The following is a 14,853-nucleotide window of genomic DNA, read 5'->3' as shown; positions in this document are numbered from 1 at the left end:
CCGGCGCAACGGCCGCGAAGGTTACTTGTCGAAAGCGTCCTTGACGTCGTCGCCGACCTTCTTGGCGTCGGCCTTGACCTGATCGGTCTTGCCCTCCGCCTGAAGGCTGTGGTCGTCGGTGGCGTCACCGATGCCCTCCTTGGCCTTGCCAACGAGCTTCTCGGTGTTGTGCTTGGCGTCGTCCATGGCTCCCATGGGTTCTCCCTCCGTTCGGGGCGGGGTCACCGCCCTGTCTGACGTGGAGATGCCAGCGTGTCACCGGGGTGGGCAATCCGGCCAAGGGATTGACAGCCGGAGCTGTCCGCGTTAGAACTCGTCACCCTCGAGGCTGCCGTCGGCTTCGAGCCGACATGAAGCGGCTCGGAGAGGACGTCTGCCTCGCTGTGCTGACGATTCCTCTCCGAGCCTGCAATCCCCATCTGATCCCCCAGGTCGTATCCTGAGGTGCATGCGGTGGGATCTGATCGCTTGTTCTCCCGATTCCCCTTCGGTGACGGCTACTCCCCAGTTTCCGACGATCTCCGCATGCAGTTGGTCCCTTGCCTGCATCTCCCCAGAAGCTGAGGCGAGGGCGCCGCTCTCATCATGACACTGATTCTCTGATTTGTCCCCCATATGGGGGACAAATCTGTCGAAAAGCGTGTATGCTGAATTCCGACGCACCCTCCGGTCGTCTTCGGCCCTCACCGCTCCCCCCGCGGTGGGGGCCATCCACGTTTTCATGCAACATTTGGGTCACCTTCCACTTCGCCCTGTTGACGGAAGGGTCCGCTGGGATAGCGTTAGCGCAGTCGGGGCATCCTGCGTCGACATGGCAATCAGCAGAACGGCAGTAAATGAGCACCCAGGGCACGGTCAAGTGGTTCAACTCGGAGAAGGGCTTCGGCTTCATCTCCCCCGATGACGGAGGCGCCGACGTGTTCGCGCACTACTCCGCAATCACCTCCAGCGGCTACCGGTCACTCGACGAGAACCAGCGCGTCGAGTTCGATGTGGCACAGGGCCCCAAGGGCCTTCAGGCCGAGAACATCCGCCCTCTCTGAGGCGGATTCTGAACTCCCCGGTGCCGATCGGCGCCGGGGAGTTCTGCGTCTGCGGATGCTGGCGCCGTTCAGCCGAGCAGCAGGTCGTGCAGCTCAGCGGCATCGGCAGCGCGCGCCTTCGCACCCTCGGCCTCATCGGGCTGCCCGAAACCCCACTCCGAGAAGATGACCGGGATGCCGTGCTCGGCCGCGCCGTCGACATCGTGGTGACGGTCGCCGATCAGCACCGGACGCGACACGTCGACGCCCGCGGCCCGCAGCCGTTCGAGTGCCTGACCGACCACGAACGACTTGCCGTCGTGGTTGCCGATGCTTCCGACCCTGGCGCCGGAGACCGCGGTGAACAGCGGCGTCAGATCGTAGTGGTCGAGGATGGCCTGCACCTGGTTCTCGGGTTTGGTGCTGGCCGTCGCCTGCGGGATGCCGGCGGCGTGAACGGCGCGCAGCACATCGGCGACGCCGGGGTAGAGGTCGACCGAGGCGGCGTATCGGTCTGCTGCGGCGAGGGCGCGGTACCGCTGCACGGCCTCTTCGGCCTGCGCGGCGTCCATTCCCGCGCGCACCTGGAACGACTCGAGCATGGGCGGGCCGATCCAGAGCGACAGCGCCTCGGCATCCGGCTCTGGCAGGTCGTACGACGCGAACACCTGCTGCAGTCGCGGAAGGATGCCGGCGGATGCGTCGGCGATGGTGCCGTCGACGTCCCAGAGGATGCAGGTGTATGGCGAAGCGGGCATGCAACCAGCCTACGGGTCGCGTCGAGCCACCTTTTCCCCTGGCGTCGAGAGCACGGGACCTCGGCGAGTGAGCGGGACGTTCACGCGAATGAGCCGTGCACTCGGCGACGTCCCGTGCTCTCGACGCGGGGAACGGGGCAGGGGGGCGGGGGTGCGCGTCGCGAGAGGTCAGAACAGGCGGGGGATGCCCGACTCGATGCCCTTCATGCCCTCGTAGTCGAGCACGACGCAGCGGATGCCGCGGTCTTCTGCGAGCACACGCGCCTGCGGCTTGATCTCCTGAGCTGCGAAGACGCCGGTCACCGGTGCGAGATGCGGGTCGCGCCCCAGCAGCTCGAGGTACCGGGTGAGCTGCTCGACCCCGTCGATGTCGCCGCGACGCTTCACCTCGACCGCGATGGCGGCGCCGCGGGCATCCCGAACCATCAGGTCGACGGGACCGATCGCCGTCGGGTACTCGCGACGCACGAGGGTCGCGCCCTCGCTGATCAGGTCGACCTGCTCGGCCAGCAGCCGCTGCAGGTCGGCTTCGACGCCGTCCTTCTGCAGGCCGGGGTCGATGCCGAGCTCGTGCTGCGAGTCGTGGATGATCTCGTAGATCTGCACGCGAAGAGCGTCTCCGGTCTTCTTGTGCGTGACGCGCCACACCTCGATGACGCCGGCGCCGGCCTCCTCCTCACCCGGGACCTCGGGGGAGAGGGAGCACGGCGGGCTCATCCAGTTCAGCGGCTTGTAGCTGCCGCCGTCGGAGTGCACGAGCAGACTGCCGTCGCCCTTGTGCACCAGCAGGCGCGTGGCGAGGGGCAGATGGGCGTTGAGCCGACCGGTGTAGTCGACCGAGCAGCGGGCGATGACGAGACGCACCCGAAGAGCCTACTTCGTCAGGGCCGGCTCATCGGCGTGCAGCGGCTTCGCAGCCGGCGAGAACAGTCCCGACATGACCACGAGCGCGACGAGGATGAACAGGGTGTTCAGCAGCCCGATGTGCTCGCTGATCAGGCCGAGCACCGGGGGCCCGCCGAGGAAGGCGACGTATCCGATGGTCGCCGCAGCGCTCACCCGGGCGGCTGCCTTCGCGGGGTCGTCGGCAGCGGCCGACATGCCCAGCGGGAATCCGAGCGAGGCTCCGACGCCCCAGAGAGCCGCCCCCAGCAGCACGAGCGGCAGGTTGGGCGCGAGGATGAACAGCAGGATGCCGGATGCCGCGGTCGCGGCGAGCACGCGCAGCACCGCGACGCGACCGAAGCGGTCGACCAGCGGCCCGCCGAAGAGACGCACGACGGTCATGCCCACGGAGAACACCGTGAGGGCGAGTGCGCCCATGCTGACTGCCTCGCCGTGGCCCTCGACGACGCCGAGTGCAATCCAGTCGTTGGCACCGCCCTCGGCGAACGACATGCCGAGCATGACGATGCCGAGCGCATACGTGCGGGGTTCGCGCCACGCCTCGAGAGCGGTGTGCATGCGCTGGCGGACCGAGGGCTTCTCCTCGGGCGCGGGGTCGAGTGCGGCTTCGCGCACAGGCACCTGGAAGAAGCAGGCGACGGCGCCGGCGAGGATGATGACCCCGATGATGCCGGCGTGAGTGGCGACGTTGAGGTGCAGCAGGGCGGCCCCTGCTCCCGCACCGGCGCCGATGACGGTGCCGAAGCTGAAGAAGGCGTGGAACACCGGCAGGATCGTCCTGCCCATCTGCTGCTCGATGGCGGTGGCCTCGACGTTCATCATCACGTCGACCGAGCCGTTGCCGAAGCCGAAGAGGACGAGGCCGGCGATGACGACTGGCACCGACCCGAACACGTCCGTGCCGAGCCCGATCAGGATGACACCCGAGCCGAACATGAGCATCCCGATGAGCATGCCCAGCCGTGCGCCAGTGCGGGCCATCAGGACCGGACCGGTGGAGATGCCGATGATCGACGAGATGCCCATGCCCAGCAGCAGCAGCCCGATCTGGGCCTTGTCGATCTGCAGGGCAGCGGCGATGCTGGGCACCCGCGACGCCCACGTCGCGATCGACAGGCCGCTGGCGAGGAAGATCGCGAAGATCGCGAGGCGCCAGCGGACGAACTGCGCGCGAGTGAGGGCGGTATCCATCCGTCCATCGTATCGAAACGATTCGATATCTGAGAACCGCCGACGACGCCGCCGGATATCCTCGGAGCATGAGCACCGGCATCCGACGATCGACCATCGCCGATGTCGCGCGGGAAGCCGGGGTGTCCACCTCGACGGCATCCGTCGTGTTCAGCGGCAAGGTGAACGTCGCGGACGCCACCCGTCAGAAGGTGCTCGCAGCGGCGGCCGCTCTCGGCTACACCGGGCCCGATCCCCGCGCCGCCTCCCTGCGCACGGGTCGCAGCGGCATCGTCGGCGTCGTGCTCGGGGGAGAGCTGCGGCACGCCTTCCTCGATCCCGTCACCACGGCGATGATGGACGGCCTGACCGACGCCCTCGCCTCGATCAGCACAGGCATCCTGCTGCTGCGCGACGATCCCCGCGAGGACGAGCCGCCGGCCATCGCCGAGGCGCCCGTCGACGCCGTCGTCCTGATCGGATGCTCGACGCGCGCTCGCGAAGTGCTCGACGTCGTGCGGCAGCGCGGGCTGCCGGTGGTGGTGATCGAGGGCGACGGAGGTGACGACGTGCCGCAGGTCACTCTCGACAACCGCGAGGCGAGTGCGACGATCGCCCGGCACGTGCTCGAGCTCGGACACAGACGCGCGGCGACGATCACGCTGCCGCTCGACTCCGCGCGCGAGCGCGCCCTCATCACTCCCGCGCGGGAGGCGAGCGCGACCGTCTCCGTCACGCTCGACCGGCTGGCGGGATTCCGCGCGGCGTTCCCCGATGCGGTGGCCATCACGGCGGCAGGCAGCCTCGTCGACGAGGGCTATCTCGTCGGCCGCATGCTGCTCGCCACGGACGACGGGGCGCTGCGCGCCGATCGGCCGACCGCGATCGTCGCGCAGAGCGACCTGCTCGCCGTGGGCGCCATCCGCGCAGCCGAAGAGCTCGGGCTGCGCGTGCCGGAGGGCCTCACAGTGGTCGGCTTCGACGGCATCGCCGCCGACGGGCTCGGCTCGCTCGAACTCACGACGATGGCCCAGCCGGCGCTCGAGAAGGGTCGCGCGGCAGGGGAGCAGGTGACGCGGATGCTCGAGGGCGAACCCGGTGAATCGGTGCACTTCACGTGCGAATTCCGTGCCGGGGAGACTGCCGCCCGACCAGCGGTGCGCAACAGCCCCGTAGAATAGAGTCACATCGCCCGCCTGTGCCGGAAGGCCTCGACGAGCTTGAGGAGCCGCTTATGCTGTTGCTCCTCGCCGTGTTCCTGGCCGGGTCGCTTCTTCTCCCCGTCCTGGTGCGCTGGCTCGGAGCACAGGCGTTCGTGCTCGGAGCTCTCGTTCCCGCTGCCGCTTTCGTGCACGCCCTCGTGCAGACGCCGCGCGTGCTGGGTGGTCGGGATGCCCCCTTCGAGCTCTACCGGTGGATCCCGCAGCTCGAGCTGAACATGTCGATGCACATGGACGTGCTCGGCTGGGTGCTCACGCTGATCGTCACCGGCGTCGGAGCGCTCGTGCTGCTGTACTGCCGCTGGTACTTCTACGACGAAGCGCGTGAGGTCGGCCAGTTCGCCGGCGTGCTGCTCGGCTTCGCCGGTGCGATGTACGGGCTGGTCCTCACCGACGACCTGGTGATGCTCGTGATGTTCTGGGAGATCACCAGCATCCTGTCGTACCTGCTCATCGGCCACTACCGTCGCCGCGCGGCCAGCCGACGCTCTGCGCTGCAGGCGCTGCTGGTGACCACGCTCGGCGGCCTCGTCATGTTCGTCGGGGTGATCCTGCTCGTCGTCGACGCCGGCACGGCCAGCATCCGGGAGATGCTCGCGCTCGCCCCGACCGGACCGCTCGTCGATGCGGCGATCGTCATGCTGCTGGTCGGTGCGATCTCGAAGTCGGCTCTCTTCCCGTTCCACTTCTGGCTCCCCGGCGCCATGGCCGCGCCGACGCCGGTCAGCGCATATCTGCACGCCGCTGCCATGGTGAAGGCGGGCATCTACCTCATCGCGCGCTTCGCGCCGATCTTCGCCCTCTCGGCCCCGTGGCGGCCGATCGTCATCACGCTCGGCGTCTTCACGATGCTGCTCGGTGGCATCCAGGCGCTGCGCGAGACCGACCTGAAGCGCATCCTCGCCTTCGGCACCGTCAGCCAGCTCGGCTTCTTCGCCGTGGTGGTCGGCTACGGCACCCCGGCGGCGGCGCTCGCCGGGCTCGCGCTCGTCATCGGGCACGCCCTGTTCAAGTCGGCGCTGTTCCTCATCGTCGGTGTCATCGACCGCCAGCTGTCCACTCGTGACATCGACGAGCTGTCGGGTGTCGGACGTCAGGCGCCGGTGATGGCCACCGCCGCATTCATCTCGGTGGCGTCGATGATGGGCGTGGCCCCGACGATCGGGTACGTCGCCAAGGAGTCGACCCTGACCGCCCTTCTGGAGGATGCCCAGCACGGCTCGGCCTGGGGATGGGTGGCGCTCGTGGGCGTGACGATCGGTGCGGTCCTCACCGCCGCCTACGGCTGCCGGTTCCTCTGGGGTGCCTTCTGGCGGAAGAAGGATGCCGACGGCGCATACATTCCCGAAACGGCATGGCCGGATCCTCCGGTGGGCTTCCTGTCGGCGCCGATCGTGCTCGCCGGCCTCACGATCACCGCCGGCATCGGCGCCCCCGCCCTCGACGTCGCCCTGCAGGGGTACGCGAAGACGCTCGGGTCCGAGGAGCCCGGTCATCTGGCGCTCTGGCACGGGCTCGAGCCCGCCCTGCTTCTCTCGTTCGGCGCGATCGCCGTGGGCATCGGGGTGTTCGTGCTCAGCATCCGCACCCGCTGGGACCGGCGCCGCCGCATGCTGCGCTTCACCGCGGCCGATGCGTACTACCTCGTGATGCGCGGCGTGGATCGCCTGTCGGTGCTGACCACGAGCGTCACCCAGCGCGGTTCGCTCCCGCTGTACGTGGGCACGATCTTCGTCGTGCTGCTCGCCGCCGAGGCCACCGCGCTCGCCGCCGCGATGCCCGATCGGATCGAGCTGTCGGCGTGGCACACTCCAGTGCAGATCGTCGTCGCACCGGTGATGGCGGTCGCCGGCATCGTCGCCGTGCGCGCCCGCAAGCGCTACACGGGAGTGGTGCTCGTCTCGGTCACCGGCCTCGGGATGGTGGTGCTGTTCGCGACGAGCGGCGCGCCCGACCTCGCGCTCACGCAGATCCTCGTCGAGACCGTCACGATGGTCACCTTCGCCCTGGTGCTGCGCCGGCTGCCCTCGCGCATGGGCGAGCACAACGCGTCGGTCGGGCGGATCCCGCGGGCAGTGCTGGCCGTGGGCGTCGGGGTCGTGATGGCCTTCGTGGCCATCGTCGCCACGCAGGCCCGCATGTTCGACCCCGTCTCCATCGACTTCCCCGAGCTCGCCTACGAGCTGGGGCACGGCAGGAACGTCGTCAACGTCGCCCTCGTCGACCTCCGAGGGTGGGACACGATGGGCGAGCTGAGCGTGCTCGTGCTCGCCGCGACCGGTGTGGCATCCCTCGTGTTCGTGACCCATCGCGCCGACCTGCTCTCGGCGACCCGCAACCTGCCGCAGACGAAGCTCCGCTCCACCGCGCGCCGGCCCATGGTCGAGACCGAAGAGGGCCTGCGCTTCCAGACCGCGGAGAACCGGGGCGCGCCCCGGGCCTGGCTGGTCAGCGGACAGCAGATGAAGGCCGAGAACCGCTCGATCCTGCTCGAGGTGATCGTGCGCGTGCTGTTCCACACGATCATCCTCGTGTCGATCTATCTGCTCTTCGCCGGTCACAACCTCCCCGGCGGGGGCTTCGCCGGAGGACTCGTCGCGGGGATGGCGCTGGTGATGCGATACATCGCCGGCGGGCGCTGGGAGCTGGGGGCAGCCGCGCCCGCCGACGCCGGACGACTGCTCGGCGGAGGGCTGGTGCTCGCCGTGGGAGCCGCCCTGCTGCCGCTGTTCTTCGGCCTGGCGCCGCTGCAGAGCGCGGTGTGGGAGGCGGAGGTGCCGCTTCTCGGTCACCTCGAATTCGTCAGCTCGACCGTCTTCGACGTCGGCGTCTACCTGGTCGTCATCGGTCTCGTGCTCGACGTGCTGCGCAGCCTCGGCGCCGAGGTCGACCGTCAGACCCTGGAGATGCGCAGTCGGGGGGTGGTCATCTGATGGATGTCTCCCTCACCCTCATCGTGATCATGGCCGTGCTCTTCGCCGCCGGCGTCTACGCGATGATGGAGCGCAGCCTCACCCGCGTGCTCATCGGGTTCCTGCTGCTCGGCAACGCCACCAACCTGCTGCTGCTGATAGTGATGGGCGTGCCGGGGTCTGCGCCGTTCTATGCCGAGGAGGGGGCGGTGAGCGACCCGCTGCCGCAGGCGCTGACGCTCACGGCGATCGTGATCACCTTCGCCGTCTCGGCGTTCCTGCTCGCCCTCATCTACCGTTCCTGGCAGCTGGGGCAGGCTGACACCGTCGAGGACGACCCCGGCGACATCGCGGTGCGCGAGCGCACGGATGCCGAGGAGGACCTCTTCGACGACGAGTCGACCGTCGAGGAGGAGGAGGCGACCACCGACTTCGTCGGCGTCACCACCGCTCCCATCACCGTGCTGAACATGCGCGACCACCCCGCCATCATCGACGACGCCCCGGTGAACGTTCCGGATGCCCCTTCAGAGCGCTCAACGGCACAGCACCGCTCACGGGCGCAGGACGACGAGAGCGAGGATCGCTCATGAGCGCGCTCGTCCCCCTCATCGTGATGCTGCCCCTGCTCGGGGCCGCCATCACCCTCGTCTTCGGCCGCAGTCCACGTCTGCAGGTCGTCGTGACGACCGCCACGCTCGTGGCGGTCTCGATCATCGCCGCGGTGCTGCTGGTGGCGGTGGATGCCTCAGACCAGCCCCTCGCGGTCTCGGTGGGCGGCTGGCCCGTGCCGTTCGGCATCATCCTCTACGTCGACCGCCTCGCCGCGCTGCTCGTGCTCATCTCGAGTATCGTGCTGCTCGCTGTGCTGCTCTTCTCGATCGGCCAGGGCGCCGCGGACGGCGACGAGGAGACGCCGATCTCGATCTTCAACCCGACGTACCTGATTCTCGCCGCGGGCATCTTCGACGCCTTCATCGCCGGCGACCTGTTCAACCTGTACGTCGGGTTCGAGATCCTGCTCGTCGCCTCATACGTGCTGATCACCCTGGGCAGCACCGAGTCCCGCATCCGGACCGGGGCGGTGTACATCGTCGTCTCGCTCGTGTCGTCGATCCTCTTCCTCGCCGCCATCGCGATGATCTACGGCGCCGTGGGCACGGTGAACATGGCTCAGATCGCCGAGCGCGTGGCGCAGCTGCCGCAGGAGACGCAGCTGGTGCTGCACCTCATCCTGCTGATCGCCTTCGGCATCAAGGCCGCCATCTTCCCGGTGTCGTTCTGGCTGCCCGACTCGTACCCGACCGCGCCCGCACCGGTCACCGCGGTGTTCGCCGGCCTGCTGACCAAGGTCGGCGTGTACGCGCTGATCCGCACCGAGACGCAGCTGTTCGCGAGCAACGACATCAACACGCTGCTGCTGATCGTCGCGCTCGCCACCATGGTGATCGGAGTGCTCGGCGCCGTCGCACAGGCGGAGCTGAAGCGGATCCTGTCGTTCACCCTGGTCAGCCACGTCGGCTACATGATCTTCGGTCTGGCGATCGCGACGGAGGATGCCATCGGCGCCACGGTGTACTACATCGTGCACCACATCGTCGTGCAGACGACGCTCTTCCTCGCCGTCGGGCTCATCGAGCGCAAGGCCGGCAGCACGTCGATCCTGCGGGTGAGCGGACTGATGAAGGCGGCGCCGGTGCTGGCTGTGCTGTACTTCGTGCCCGCCATCAACCTCGGCGGTCTGCCGCCGTTCTCGGGGTTCATCGGCAAGGTCGCGCTCTTCGAGGCCGCGGCCGCGGTGGGCACACCGCTGATGATCGTGCTCATCTTCGGCGGCATCGTCACGTCCCTGCTCACCCTGTACGCACTGATGCGGGCGTGGAACCTGGCGTTCTGGCGCGAAGACGACGGGGGCGCCGAGAACGACGCACGCATCGAGTACCTCGGCAACGCACCGGCGGCCGACGAGCAGGGTGAGACGCGCGAGATCCCCCCGATCATGACGTATGCCACAGCGGGCATGGTCACGGTGACCGTCGCGCTCACCGTCTTCGCCGGTCCGCTCTACGCTATCTGCGACCGCATCGGCACCGGTCTGCTGCAGCCCGTGACCCTCGAGCAGATCGATGAGGGGGCCGGCTGATGAAGACCGAGACCCGCCGCCGAATCGTCCGCGACATCCTGCTGCAGCTGCCGTTCATGATCTGGCTCGTGCTGCTGTGGATGCTGCTGTGGCACCAGTTCACGCCGCTCGCGGTCGTCACGGGCATCCTGGTGGCGATCTTCGTCACCCGCGTCTTCCGCCTGCCGACGGTCGAGCTGGTCGGCCGCGTGAACGTCTGGCACTCGCTGGTGTTCATCGCGCTCTTCCTCGGCGCGGTGGTGATGGGCGCGGTCAGCGTGACGATCCAGGTGTTCGACTTCCGGCGCCAGCCCGGCGCGGCGATCATCGAGATCCCGCTGCGCTACGCCGACGACATCCTCACCACGCACGTCGCCGTGACCGCGTCGCTCATCCCCGGATCGCTCGTCGTCGAGAGCGACCGCAACCGGCGCATCCTGTACCTGCATGTCATCGGCGTGCGCGACCGCGACGAGGTCGACCGATTCCGCGAGGGAGTGCTGCGCTGGGAGCGGCGCATCGTGCGCGCGGTCGGCACACCCGAGCAGTACCGGGCGCTCAAAGCCGATCAGAGTGGAGCCACACGATGAACCCGCTGCTCATCGCGATCTTCGTCCTCTTCGGTGTCGCGGGCATCCTCTGCGTGGTCCGCATCGTCCGCGGCCCGTCGATCCTCGACCGCACCGTCGCCTCCGATGTGCTGCTGACCGAGGTGATGTGCGTGCTCGGCGCCGATATGGCGCTCAACGGGCACACCCGCAACATCCCGGTGATGCTCATCATCGCGGCCGTCGGCGTCTTCGCATCCATCTCCGTCGCCCGCTACGTCGCACGAAGGGACAACACGACACCATGACCGTGACATCGTTCCTCGAGATCGCCGTGCCGGTGCCGGTCGCCGAGACCATCGCGCTGATCCTCGTGCTGCTCGGCGCCATCCTCTGCCTCTCGGCGGCAGTGGGCCTGCTGCACTTCCGCGATGTGCCGAGCCGGCTGCATGCGGGCACCAAGCCGCAGGTGCTCGGTCTGGTGCTGATCTGCCTGGCGATCGCCGTCTCGCAGCGCACGATCGGGGGGATGCTGCTCGGGCTGCTGATCGTCATCCCCGTGATCCTGCTGCAGTTCGCGACTGCGCCGCTGTCGGCGCACATGGTGGGCCGGCAGGCGTACCGCAACGGCACGATCCAGGCGCACAGCCTCGTCGTCGACGAGTACGCCGAGTCGAAGCAGACCCCGCCCGCCGCGGGCTGACCCGGTCGGCCCGCGGGAAGCCCGGGTCAGAGGCCGCGGACGAACCGCTTGATGGTGTCCGCCGCGCCGCCGGAATCGCTGATCAGCGTGCCGTGACCGTGATCGGGGATCTCGGCGAAACGGGCATCCGGAACCATGTCGACGATCTCCCGGCACCAGGTCATCGGGGCGAGCGGATCGCGCTGCCCGCGCACGACGAGCACCGGCACGCCCACGCGCGGGTACGCGTTCTCGGGTGTGTGCACGATCGTCGCCTTCATCTTGCGCACGAGGTGCGGTCCGCCGCGCAGGTACTCCCGCGCGCCTCGCCACAGCACCTCGGGTCGTTCGCGCAGCAGATCCCAGAGCAGATAGCCGGCTTGGGCCCGGATGCTGCGCGACGCGCTGTTCACGGTCGGGCCGGCGAGCACGAGCCCGGAGACGACATCGGGGTGGCGCACTGCGATCTCAGCCGCGATCTGGCTGCCCATCGAGTGTCCCATGATCACGGCGTCGTCGATGCGACGACTGCGCAGGTAGGCGGCGATCAGGTCGGCGTGCCGCTCCATCGTGAGGGTGCGCGGGGGCTCCGGCGCCTCGCCGAAGCCGGGCAGGTCGAGCCCGATCACGCGCCCGTCGAGGTGCTGCGTGAAGTCGAGGTACACGCTGCGGCCCATGCCGATGCCGTGCACCAGCACGATCGGGCGCGGGCCGGTGCCGAAGTCCTCGTGGACCAGCGTCGCGCCGGCGTACGTGAACTCGCCGATGTCGGCGACGGTGCCCTCGGGTGCGAGCAGGCGTTCGGGCATCGCTCTACGCTACCCAACCGAGGGTGAGCGCAAGCCGACCGACATCCTCTCCGCTACCCGGCAGGGGTGAGCACCAGCCGATCGACGGTCGCCTTCTCCACCGCCTTCTTCGAGAACGCCCAGGGCTTCTGGATGCCCTTGGCCCAGTCACCGGTCTGGTCCGTGTAGTGCGCGTTGAACGCGTGACCGCTCGCGCCGGTGAGGTGGTTCCACGTCGACGCGTCGAAGTCGTCGAGATCGATGACCATCCGCATCGAGGGCACGGTGACCGTGGCGTACGACTCGCCCAGGCGCCAGCCGGTGGCGTTCACCACCGAGGCGCCGCCGCCCACCGGATACGGTCCGCGGTTGAACAGCATCTCGATCGGGGCGATGCCCGAGGTGCCGAGGGTCGAGTGGGTCAGCGAGAGCGCGTGCAGGTCGCCCCAGCGCCACGCGGTCACGTCTTCGCCCTGCAGCTTCGCGAGCTCGTCGTAGGCCTGATCCGCCGACAGCGCGAGCATCGACTCCATGCCGTCGACATCGAGACGCTCGTTCTGCCACAGGGGGTCGTTCTCGTCTTCGAGCATCTGGCCGACGACCGTGAACAGGCGACCCTGGTCGCCCACCGGCATCGAGACCTCCCGGTCGATGAAGACGTTGTGCACCAGGTTCGACCAGAGCACGTTCGCGTATGCCGCGGCGGGGGAGTCCGGTGAGTTCTGCGCATCCCAGGTGCGCAGCAGGTCCACGGCGGCCTTCGGCCCCTTCCGCTGCACCGGCACGCCGTCCATGACCGCGGCGAGCTGCTTGCCGATCCACATCTCGTCGTCCATCTGAATGTCGCGCATGTCCTGAGCAGTGAGCGGAGCAGCCGCGGCCCGGCGCTCGATCAGATGCGCGATGCGCGCGGCGCGGTACCCGTAGTCCCAGTCCTTCGAGAGGAAGTAGTCGTAGTCGTCGCCGACGATCGCGTTGTTGGCCGTGACGATGTAGCCCTCGCGGGGGTTGTACGACACGGGCAGCTCGTCGAACGGGATGAAGCCCTGCCAGTCGTAGCTGCTGTCCCAGCCCGGCTGCGGCAGGGTGCCGTCGCCGGCGCCCCGGATCGGCAGGCGACCCGGCGCCTGGTAGCCGATGTTGCCCTCGAGATCGGCGTAGATCAGGTTCTGCGCGGGTACATCGAAGAGGGATGCCGCCCGGCGGAAGCCCGCGAAATCCTCGGCCAGGTTCATCGCGAACAGGGCGCTGGAGGTCGTTCCGGGGTCGAGCGCCGTCCACCGCAGGCTGACCGCGGTGTCGCCGGCAGGGGCGCCAGGTGCGCCCTCGAGCGGCAGTGGGGCGCCGCCGGCGCCGACCACAGGATCCTCGCCGATGGCGGTGAAGTCGTCGGTGAGGCCGGAGATGATCGGGCCGTGCGCGGTCCGCCGGATGGTCAGCGGCACATCGTCGCCACCGGCCACCTTGATGACGTCCTCCTCGACCTCGAGTGGGGCGAGGGCACCGTCGCGCCAGTACGAGTCGCCCTCGAGCTTCTCCACGTACAGATCGGCGACGTCGGTGGTGAGGTTGGTGAAGCCCCACGCGATCTTCGCGTTGTGCCCGATCACGACGCCCGGCATGCCGGAGAACGAGAATCCGCCGACGTCGAACGGGCACGCCTCGCTGAGCTTCCGGCACTTCAGCTGCACCTGGTACCAGACCGACGGCAGCGCTGCGCCCAGGTGCGGGTCGTTCGCGAGCAGCGGCATCCCGCTCTCAGTCAGATCACCCGACACCACCCACGAGTTCGAGCCGATGCCCTCTCCGGCGCCACTGAGCAGCATGCTGGCCGCCTCGATTACGCTGTCTGCCTCGCGCCACTCGACGGCGTGCAGCGCGTCGGTGATCTCCGCCTCCCCGTCGGTGGAGAACGATGCCGGGGCGGCGTCGGTCGCGACCGGGTCGACGGCGGAGATCTCGGGCACGATCACCGGGTTCTTCTCGAACGGGTAGTCGGGATAGAGCTTCTTCACCAGCTCGGCGGTCTGCTCGGTCGTCTCACCCGCCTCCATGAGACGGCCCGCGAGCAGGGCGCGGTCGGTCTCATCCTCGATGTTGGTGCGGAGGTCCCACGCCATCGCCTTCAGCCAGGCGACGGAATCGGCGGGCTCCCACGGCTCGGGCTCGTACCCGGGGGTCTGGATGCCGAGGACGGCATACTCGAGCGAGAGCTCCGCTCCCGACCCTGACGAGAGGTAGGCGTTCACGCCGTCGGCATACGCCTGGTAGTAGCCGAGCGTCTTCTCGTCGAGCGCCTCGACCTCCTGCTCGGCGACCGCGCGCCAGCCCAGGGTGCGCAGGAACTTGTCGGTGCCGACCTGAGAGGCGCCGAACATCTCCGCCACCCGGCCCGAGGTGACGTGCCGGCGGAAGTCCATCTCGAAGAAGCGATCCTGCGCGTGCACGAAGCCCTGAGCGTAGAGAAGATCCTCTGCTGTCGAGGCGGTGATGGTCGGGATGCCGCGGTCGTCGCGCTGCACGACCACCGACTTCTGCAGGCCCTTCATCGACAGCTCGCCCGACGTCTGGGGGAACGATCGCTGGATGGTCCAGGTGAGGAAGAACGCGGCGGCGACGGCGACCACCACGATGGCGGCGACGACGAGGAACGCGATCCTTCCGATGCGTGCAGCGAGGCTGCGGGGTCGCGCAGCAGCGGGGATATCGGTCGTCATCGGCGGAA

General features: G+C 68.7%; 14 protein-coding genes. 8 read left to right on the top strand and 6 right to left on the bottom strand.

The annotated features are described in order from the left end of the window. Window positions 1–21 precede the first annotated feature (21 nt). A complete protein-coding gene (locus tag ACIPV2_RS09020; RefSeq protein ID WP_101188862.1) occupies window positions 22–195 on the bottom strand; it encodes a CsbD family protein in 174 nt (57 codons plus the stop codon). 641 nt (window positions 196–836) lie between these two features. Between ACIPV2_RS09020 and ACIPV2_RS09015 the strand changes: the two genes are divergently transcribed. After that, window positions 837–1,043 (top strand): cold-shock protein, encoded by a 207-nt coding sequence (locus tag ACIPV2_RS09015; RefSeq protein ID WP_087131957.1) that lies wholly within the window; start codon window positions 837–839, stop codon window positions 1,041–1,043. A 68-nt stretch (window positions 1,044–1,111) separates the two neighbouring features. Here ACIPV2_RS09015 and ACIPV2_RS09010 read toward each other — a convergent pair whose 3' ends face one another. The 3 genes from ACIPV2_RS09010 to ACIPV2_RS09000 form a co-directional block, all read right to left on the bottom strand. Next, window positions 1,112–1,780 carry an HAD hydrolase-like protein gene (locus ACIPV2_RS09010; RefSeq protein ID WP_400840468.1) on the bottom strand — a complete coding sequence of 223 codons (669 nt, stop codon included), beginning with the start codon at window positions 1,778–1,780 and terminating at the stop codon, window positions 1,112–1,114. Between the two features lie 168 nt (window positions 1,781–1,948). Then, the gene (gene nucS, locus ACIPV2_RS09005) at window positions 1,949–2,644 is read right to left on the bottom strand and encodes an endonuclease NucS (protein ID WP_101187778.1); all 696 of its coding nucleotides are present in this window, start codon (window positions 2,642–2,644) and stop codon (window positions 1,949–1,951) included. Window positions 2,645–2,653: 9 nt separating this feature from the next. Then, complete coding sequence (locus ACIPV2_RS09000; RefSeq protein WP_400840466.1) at window positions 2,654–3,877, bottom strand: MFS transporter; 1,224 nt, start codon at window positions 3,875–3,877, stop codon at window positions 2,654–2,656. Between the two features lie 68 nt (window positions 3,878–3,945). On the opposite strand from ACIPV2_RS09000, the gene ACIPV2_RS08995 reads away from it, so the two are divergent. The 7 genes from ACIPV2_RS08995 to mnhG are packed head-to-tail and all read left to right on the top strand — an operon-like array spanning window position 3,946 to window position 11,361. After that, window positions 3,946–5,037, top strand: coding sequence for a LacI family DNA-binding transcriptional regulator (locus ACIPV2_RS08995; RefSeq protein ID WP_400840464.1), 1,092 nt, complete (start codon window positions 3,946–3,948; stop codon window positions 5,035–5,037). A gap of 53 nt (window positions 5,038–5,090) precedes the next feature. After that, window positions 5,091–8,009, top strand: a complete 2,919-nt coding sequence (locus ACIPV2_RS08990) for a Na+/H+ antiporter subunit A (RefSeq protein WP_400840462.1) — start codon at window positions 5,091–5,093, stop codon at window positions 8,007–8,009. Beyond that, the gene (locus tag ACIPV2_RS08985) at window positions 8,009–8,581 is read left to right on the top strand and encodes a Na(+)/H(+) antiporter subunit C (RefSeq protein ID WP_400840460.1); all 573 of its coding nucleotides are present in this window, start codon (window positions 8,009–8,011) and stop codon (window positions 8,579–8,581) included. Before ACIPV2_RS08990 ends, ACIPV2_RS08985 begins: the two co-directional genes overlap by 1 nt. After that, window positions 8,578–10,131, top strand: coding sequence for a Na+/H+ antiporter subunit D (locus ACIPV2_RS08980; protein WP_400840458.1), 1,554 nt, complete (start codon window positions 8,578–8,580; stop codon window positions 10,129–10,131). The genes ACIPV2_RS08985 and ACIPV2_RS08980 overlap by 4 nt, the downstream gene beginning before the upstream one ends. Continuing rightward, the gene (locus tag ACIPV2_RS08975) at window positions 10,131–10,700 is read left to right on the top strand and encodes a Na+/H+ antiporter subunit E (RefSeq protein WP_400840456.1); all 570 of its coding nucleotides are present in this window, start codon (window positions 10,131–10,133) and stop codon (window positions 10,698–10,700) included. Before ACIPV2_RS08980 ends, ACIPV2_RS08975 begins: the two co-directional genes overlap by 1 nt. Continuing rightward, the gene (locus ACIPV2_RS08970; RefSeq protein WP_400840455.1) at window positions 10,697–10,966 is read left to right on the top strand and encodes a monovalent cation/H+ antiporter complex subunit F; all 270 of its coding nucleotides are present in this window, start codon (window positions 10,697–10,699) and stop codon (window positions 10,964–10,966) included. Before ACIPV2_RS08975 ends, ACIPV2_RS08970 begins: the two co-directional genes overlap by 4 nt. Then, window positions 10,963–11,361, top strand: coding sequence for a monovalent cation/H(+) antiporter subunit G (gene mnhG, locus ACIPV2_RS08965; protein ID WP_101187787.1), 399 nt, complete (start codon window positions 10,963–10,965; stop codon window positions 11,359–11,361). The genes ACIPV2_RS08970 and mnhG overlap by 4 nt, the downstream gene beginning before the upstream one ends. 26 nt (window positions 11,362–11,387) lie before the next feature. On the opposite strand, the gene ACIPV2_RS08960 is transcribed toward mnhG, so the two are convergent. Both ACIPV2_RS08960 and ACIPV2_RS08955 read right to left on the bottom strand, forming a co-directional pair. Then, on the bottom strand, window positions 11,388–12,149 hold the full coding sequence (locus tag ACIPV2_RS08960; RefSeq protein WP_400840452.1) for an alpha/beta fold hydrolase: 762 nt from the start codon (window positions 12,147–12,149) through the stop codon (window positions 11,388–11,390). Window positions 12,150–12,202: 53 nt separating this feature from the next. Continuing rightward, entirely contained in the window at window positions 12,203–14,845 is a 2,643-nt protein-coding gene (locus tag ACIPV2_RS08955) for a penicillin acylase family protein (RefSeq protein WP_400840450.1), read from the bottom strand. Window positions 14,846–14,853 lie beyond the last annotated feature (8 nt).

The organism is Microbacterium sp. NPDC089987, from assembly GCF_044748505.1.
Classification (GTDB): Bacteria; Actinomycetota; Actinomycetes; order Actinomycetales; family Microbacteriaceae; genus Microbacterium.
This window is presented reverse-complemented; position numbering and strand designations above follow the sequence as displayed.

What these genes read in the sequence shown, in the direction of transcription:
- ACIPV2_RS09010 (WP_400840468.1), bottom strand. Translation starts at nt 1,780, where the DNA reads ATGCCCGCTTCGCCATACACCTGCATCCTCTGGGACGTCGACGGCACC.
- ACIPV2_RS08960 (WP_400840452.1), bottom strand. Translation starts at nt 12,149, where the DNA reads ATGCCCGAACGCCTGCTCGCACCCGAGGGCACCGTCGCCGACATCGGC.
- ACIPV2_RS08980 (WP_400840458.1), top strand. Translation starts at nt 8,578, where the DNA reads ATGAGCGCGCTCGTCCCCCTCATCGTGATGCTGCCCCTGCTCGGGGCC.
- ACIPV2_RS09000 (WP_400840466.1), bottom strand. Translation starts at nt 3,877, where the DNA reads ATGGATACCGCCCTCACTCGCGCGCAGTTCGTCCGCTGGCGCCTCGCG.
- ACIPV2_RS09015 (WP_087131957.1), top strand. Translation starts at nt 837, where the DNA reads ATGAGCACCCAGGGCACGGTCAAGTGGTTCAACTCGGAGAAGGGCTTC.
- ACIPV2_RS08970 (WP_400840455.1), top strand. Translation starts at nt 10,697, where the DNA reads ATGAACCCGCTGCTCATCGCGATCTTCGTCCTCTTCGGTGTCGCGGGC.
- ACIPV2_RS08955 (WP_400840450.1), bottom strand. Translation starts at nt 14,845, where the DNA reads ATGACGACCGATATCCCCGCTGCTGCGCGACCCCGCAGCCTCGCTGCA.
- ACIPV2_RS09020 (WP_101188862.1), bottom strand. Translation starts at nt 195, where the DNA reads ATGGGAGCCATGGACGACGCCAAGCACAACACCGAGAAGCTCGTTGGC.
- ACIPV2_RS08990 (WP_400840462.1), top strand. Translation starts at nt 5,091, where the DNA reads ATGCTGTTGCTCCTCGCCGTGTTCCTGGCCGGGTCGCTTCTTCTCCCC.
- ACIPV2_RS08985 (WP_400840460.1), top strand. Translation starts at nt 8,009, where the DNA reads ATGGATGTCTCCCTCACCCTCATCGTGATCATGGCCGTGCTCTTCGCC.
- ACIPV2_RS08975 (WP_400840456.1), top strand. Translation starts at nt 10,131, where the DNA reads ATGAAGACCGAGACCCGCCGCCGAATCGTCCGCGACATCCTGCTGCAG.
- mnhG (WP_101187787.1), top strand. Translation starts at nt 10,963, where the DNA reads ATGACCGTGACATCGTTCCTCGAGATCGCCGTGCCGGTGCCGGTCGCC.
- ACIPV2_RS08995 (WP_400840464.1), top strand. Translation starts at nt 3,946, where the DNA reads ATGAGCACCGGCATCCGACGATCGACCATCGCCGATGTCGCGCGGGAA.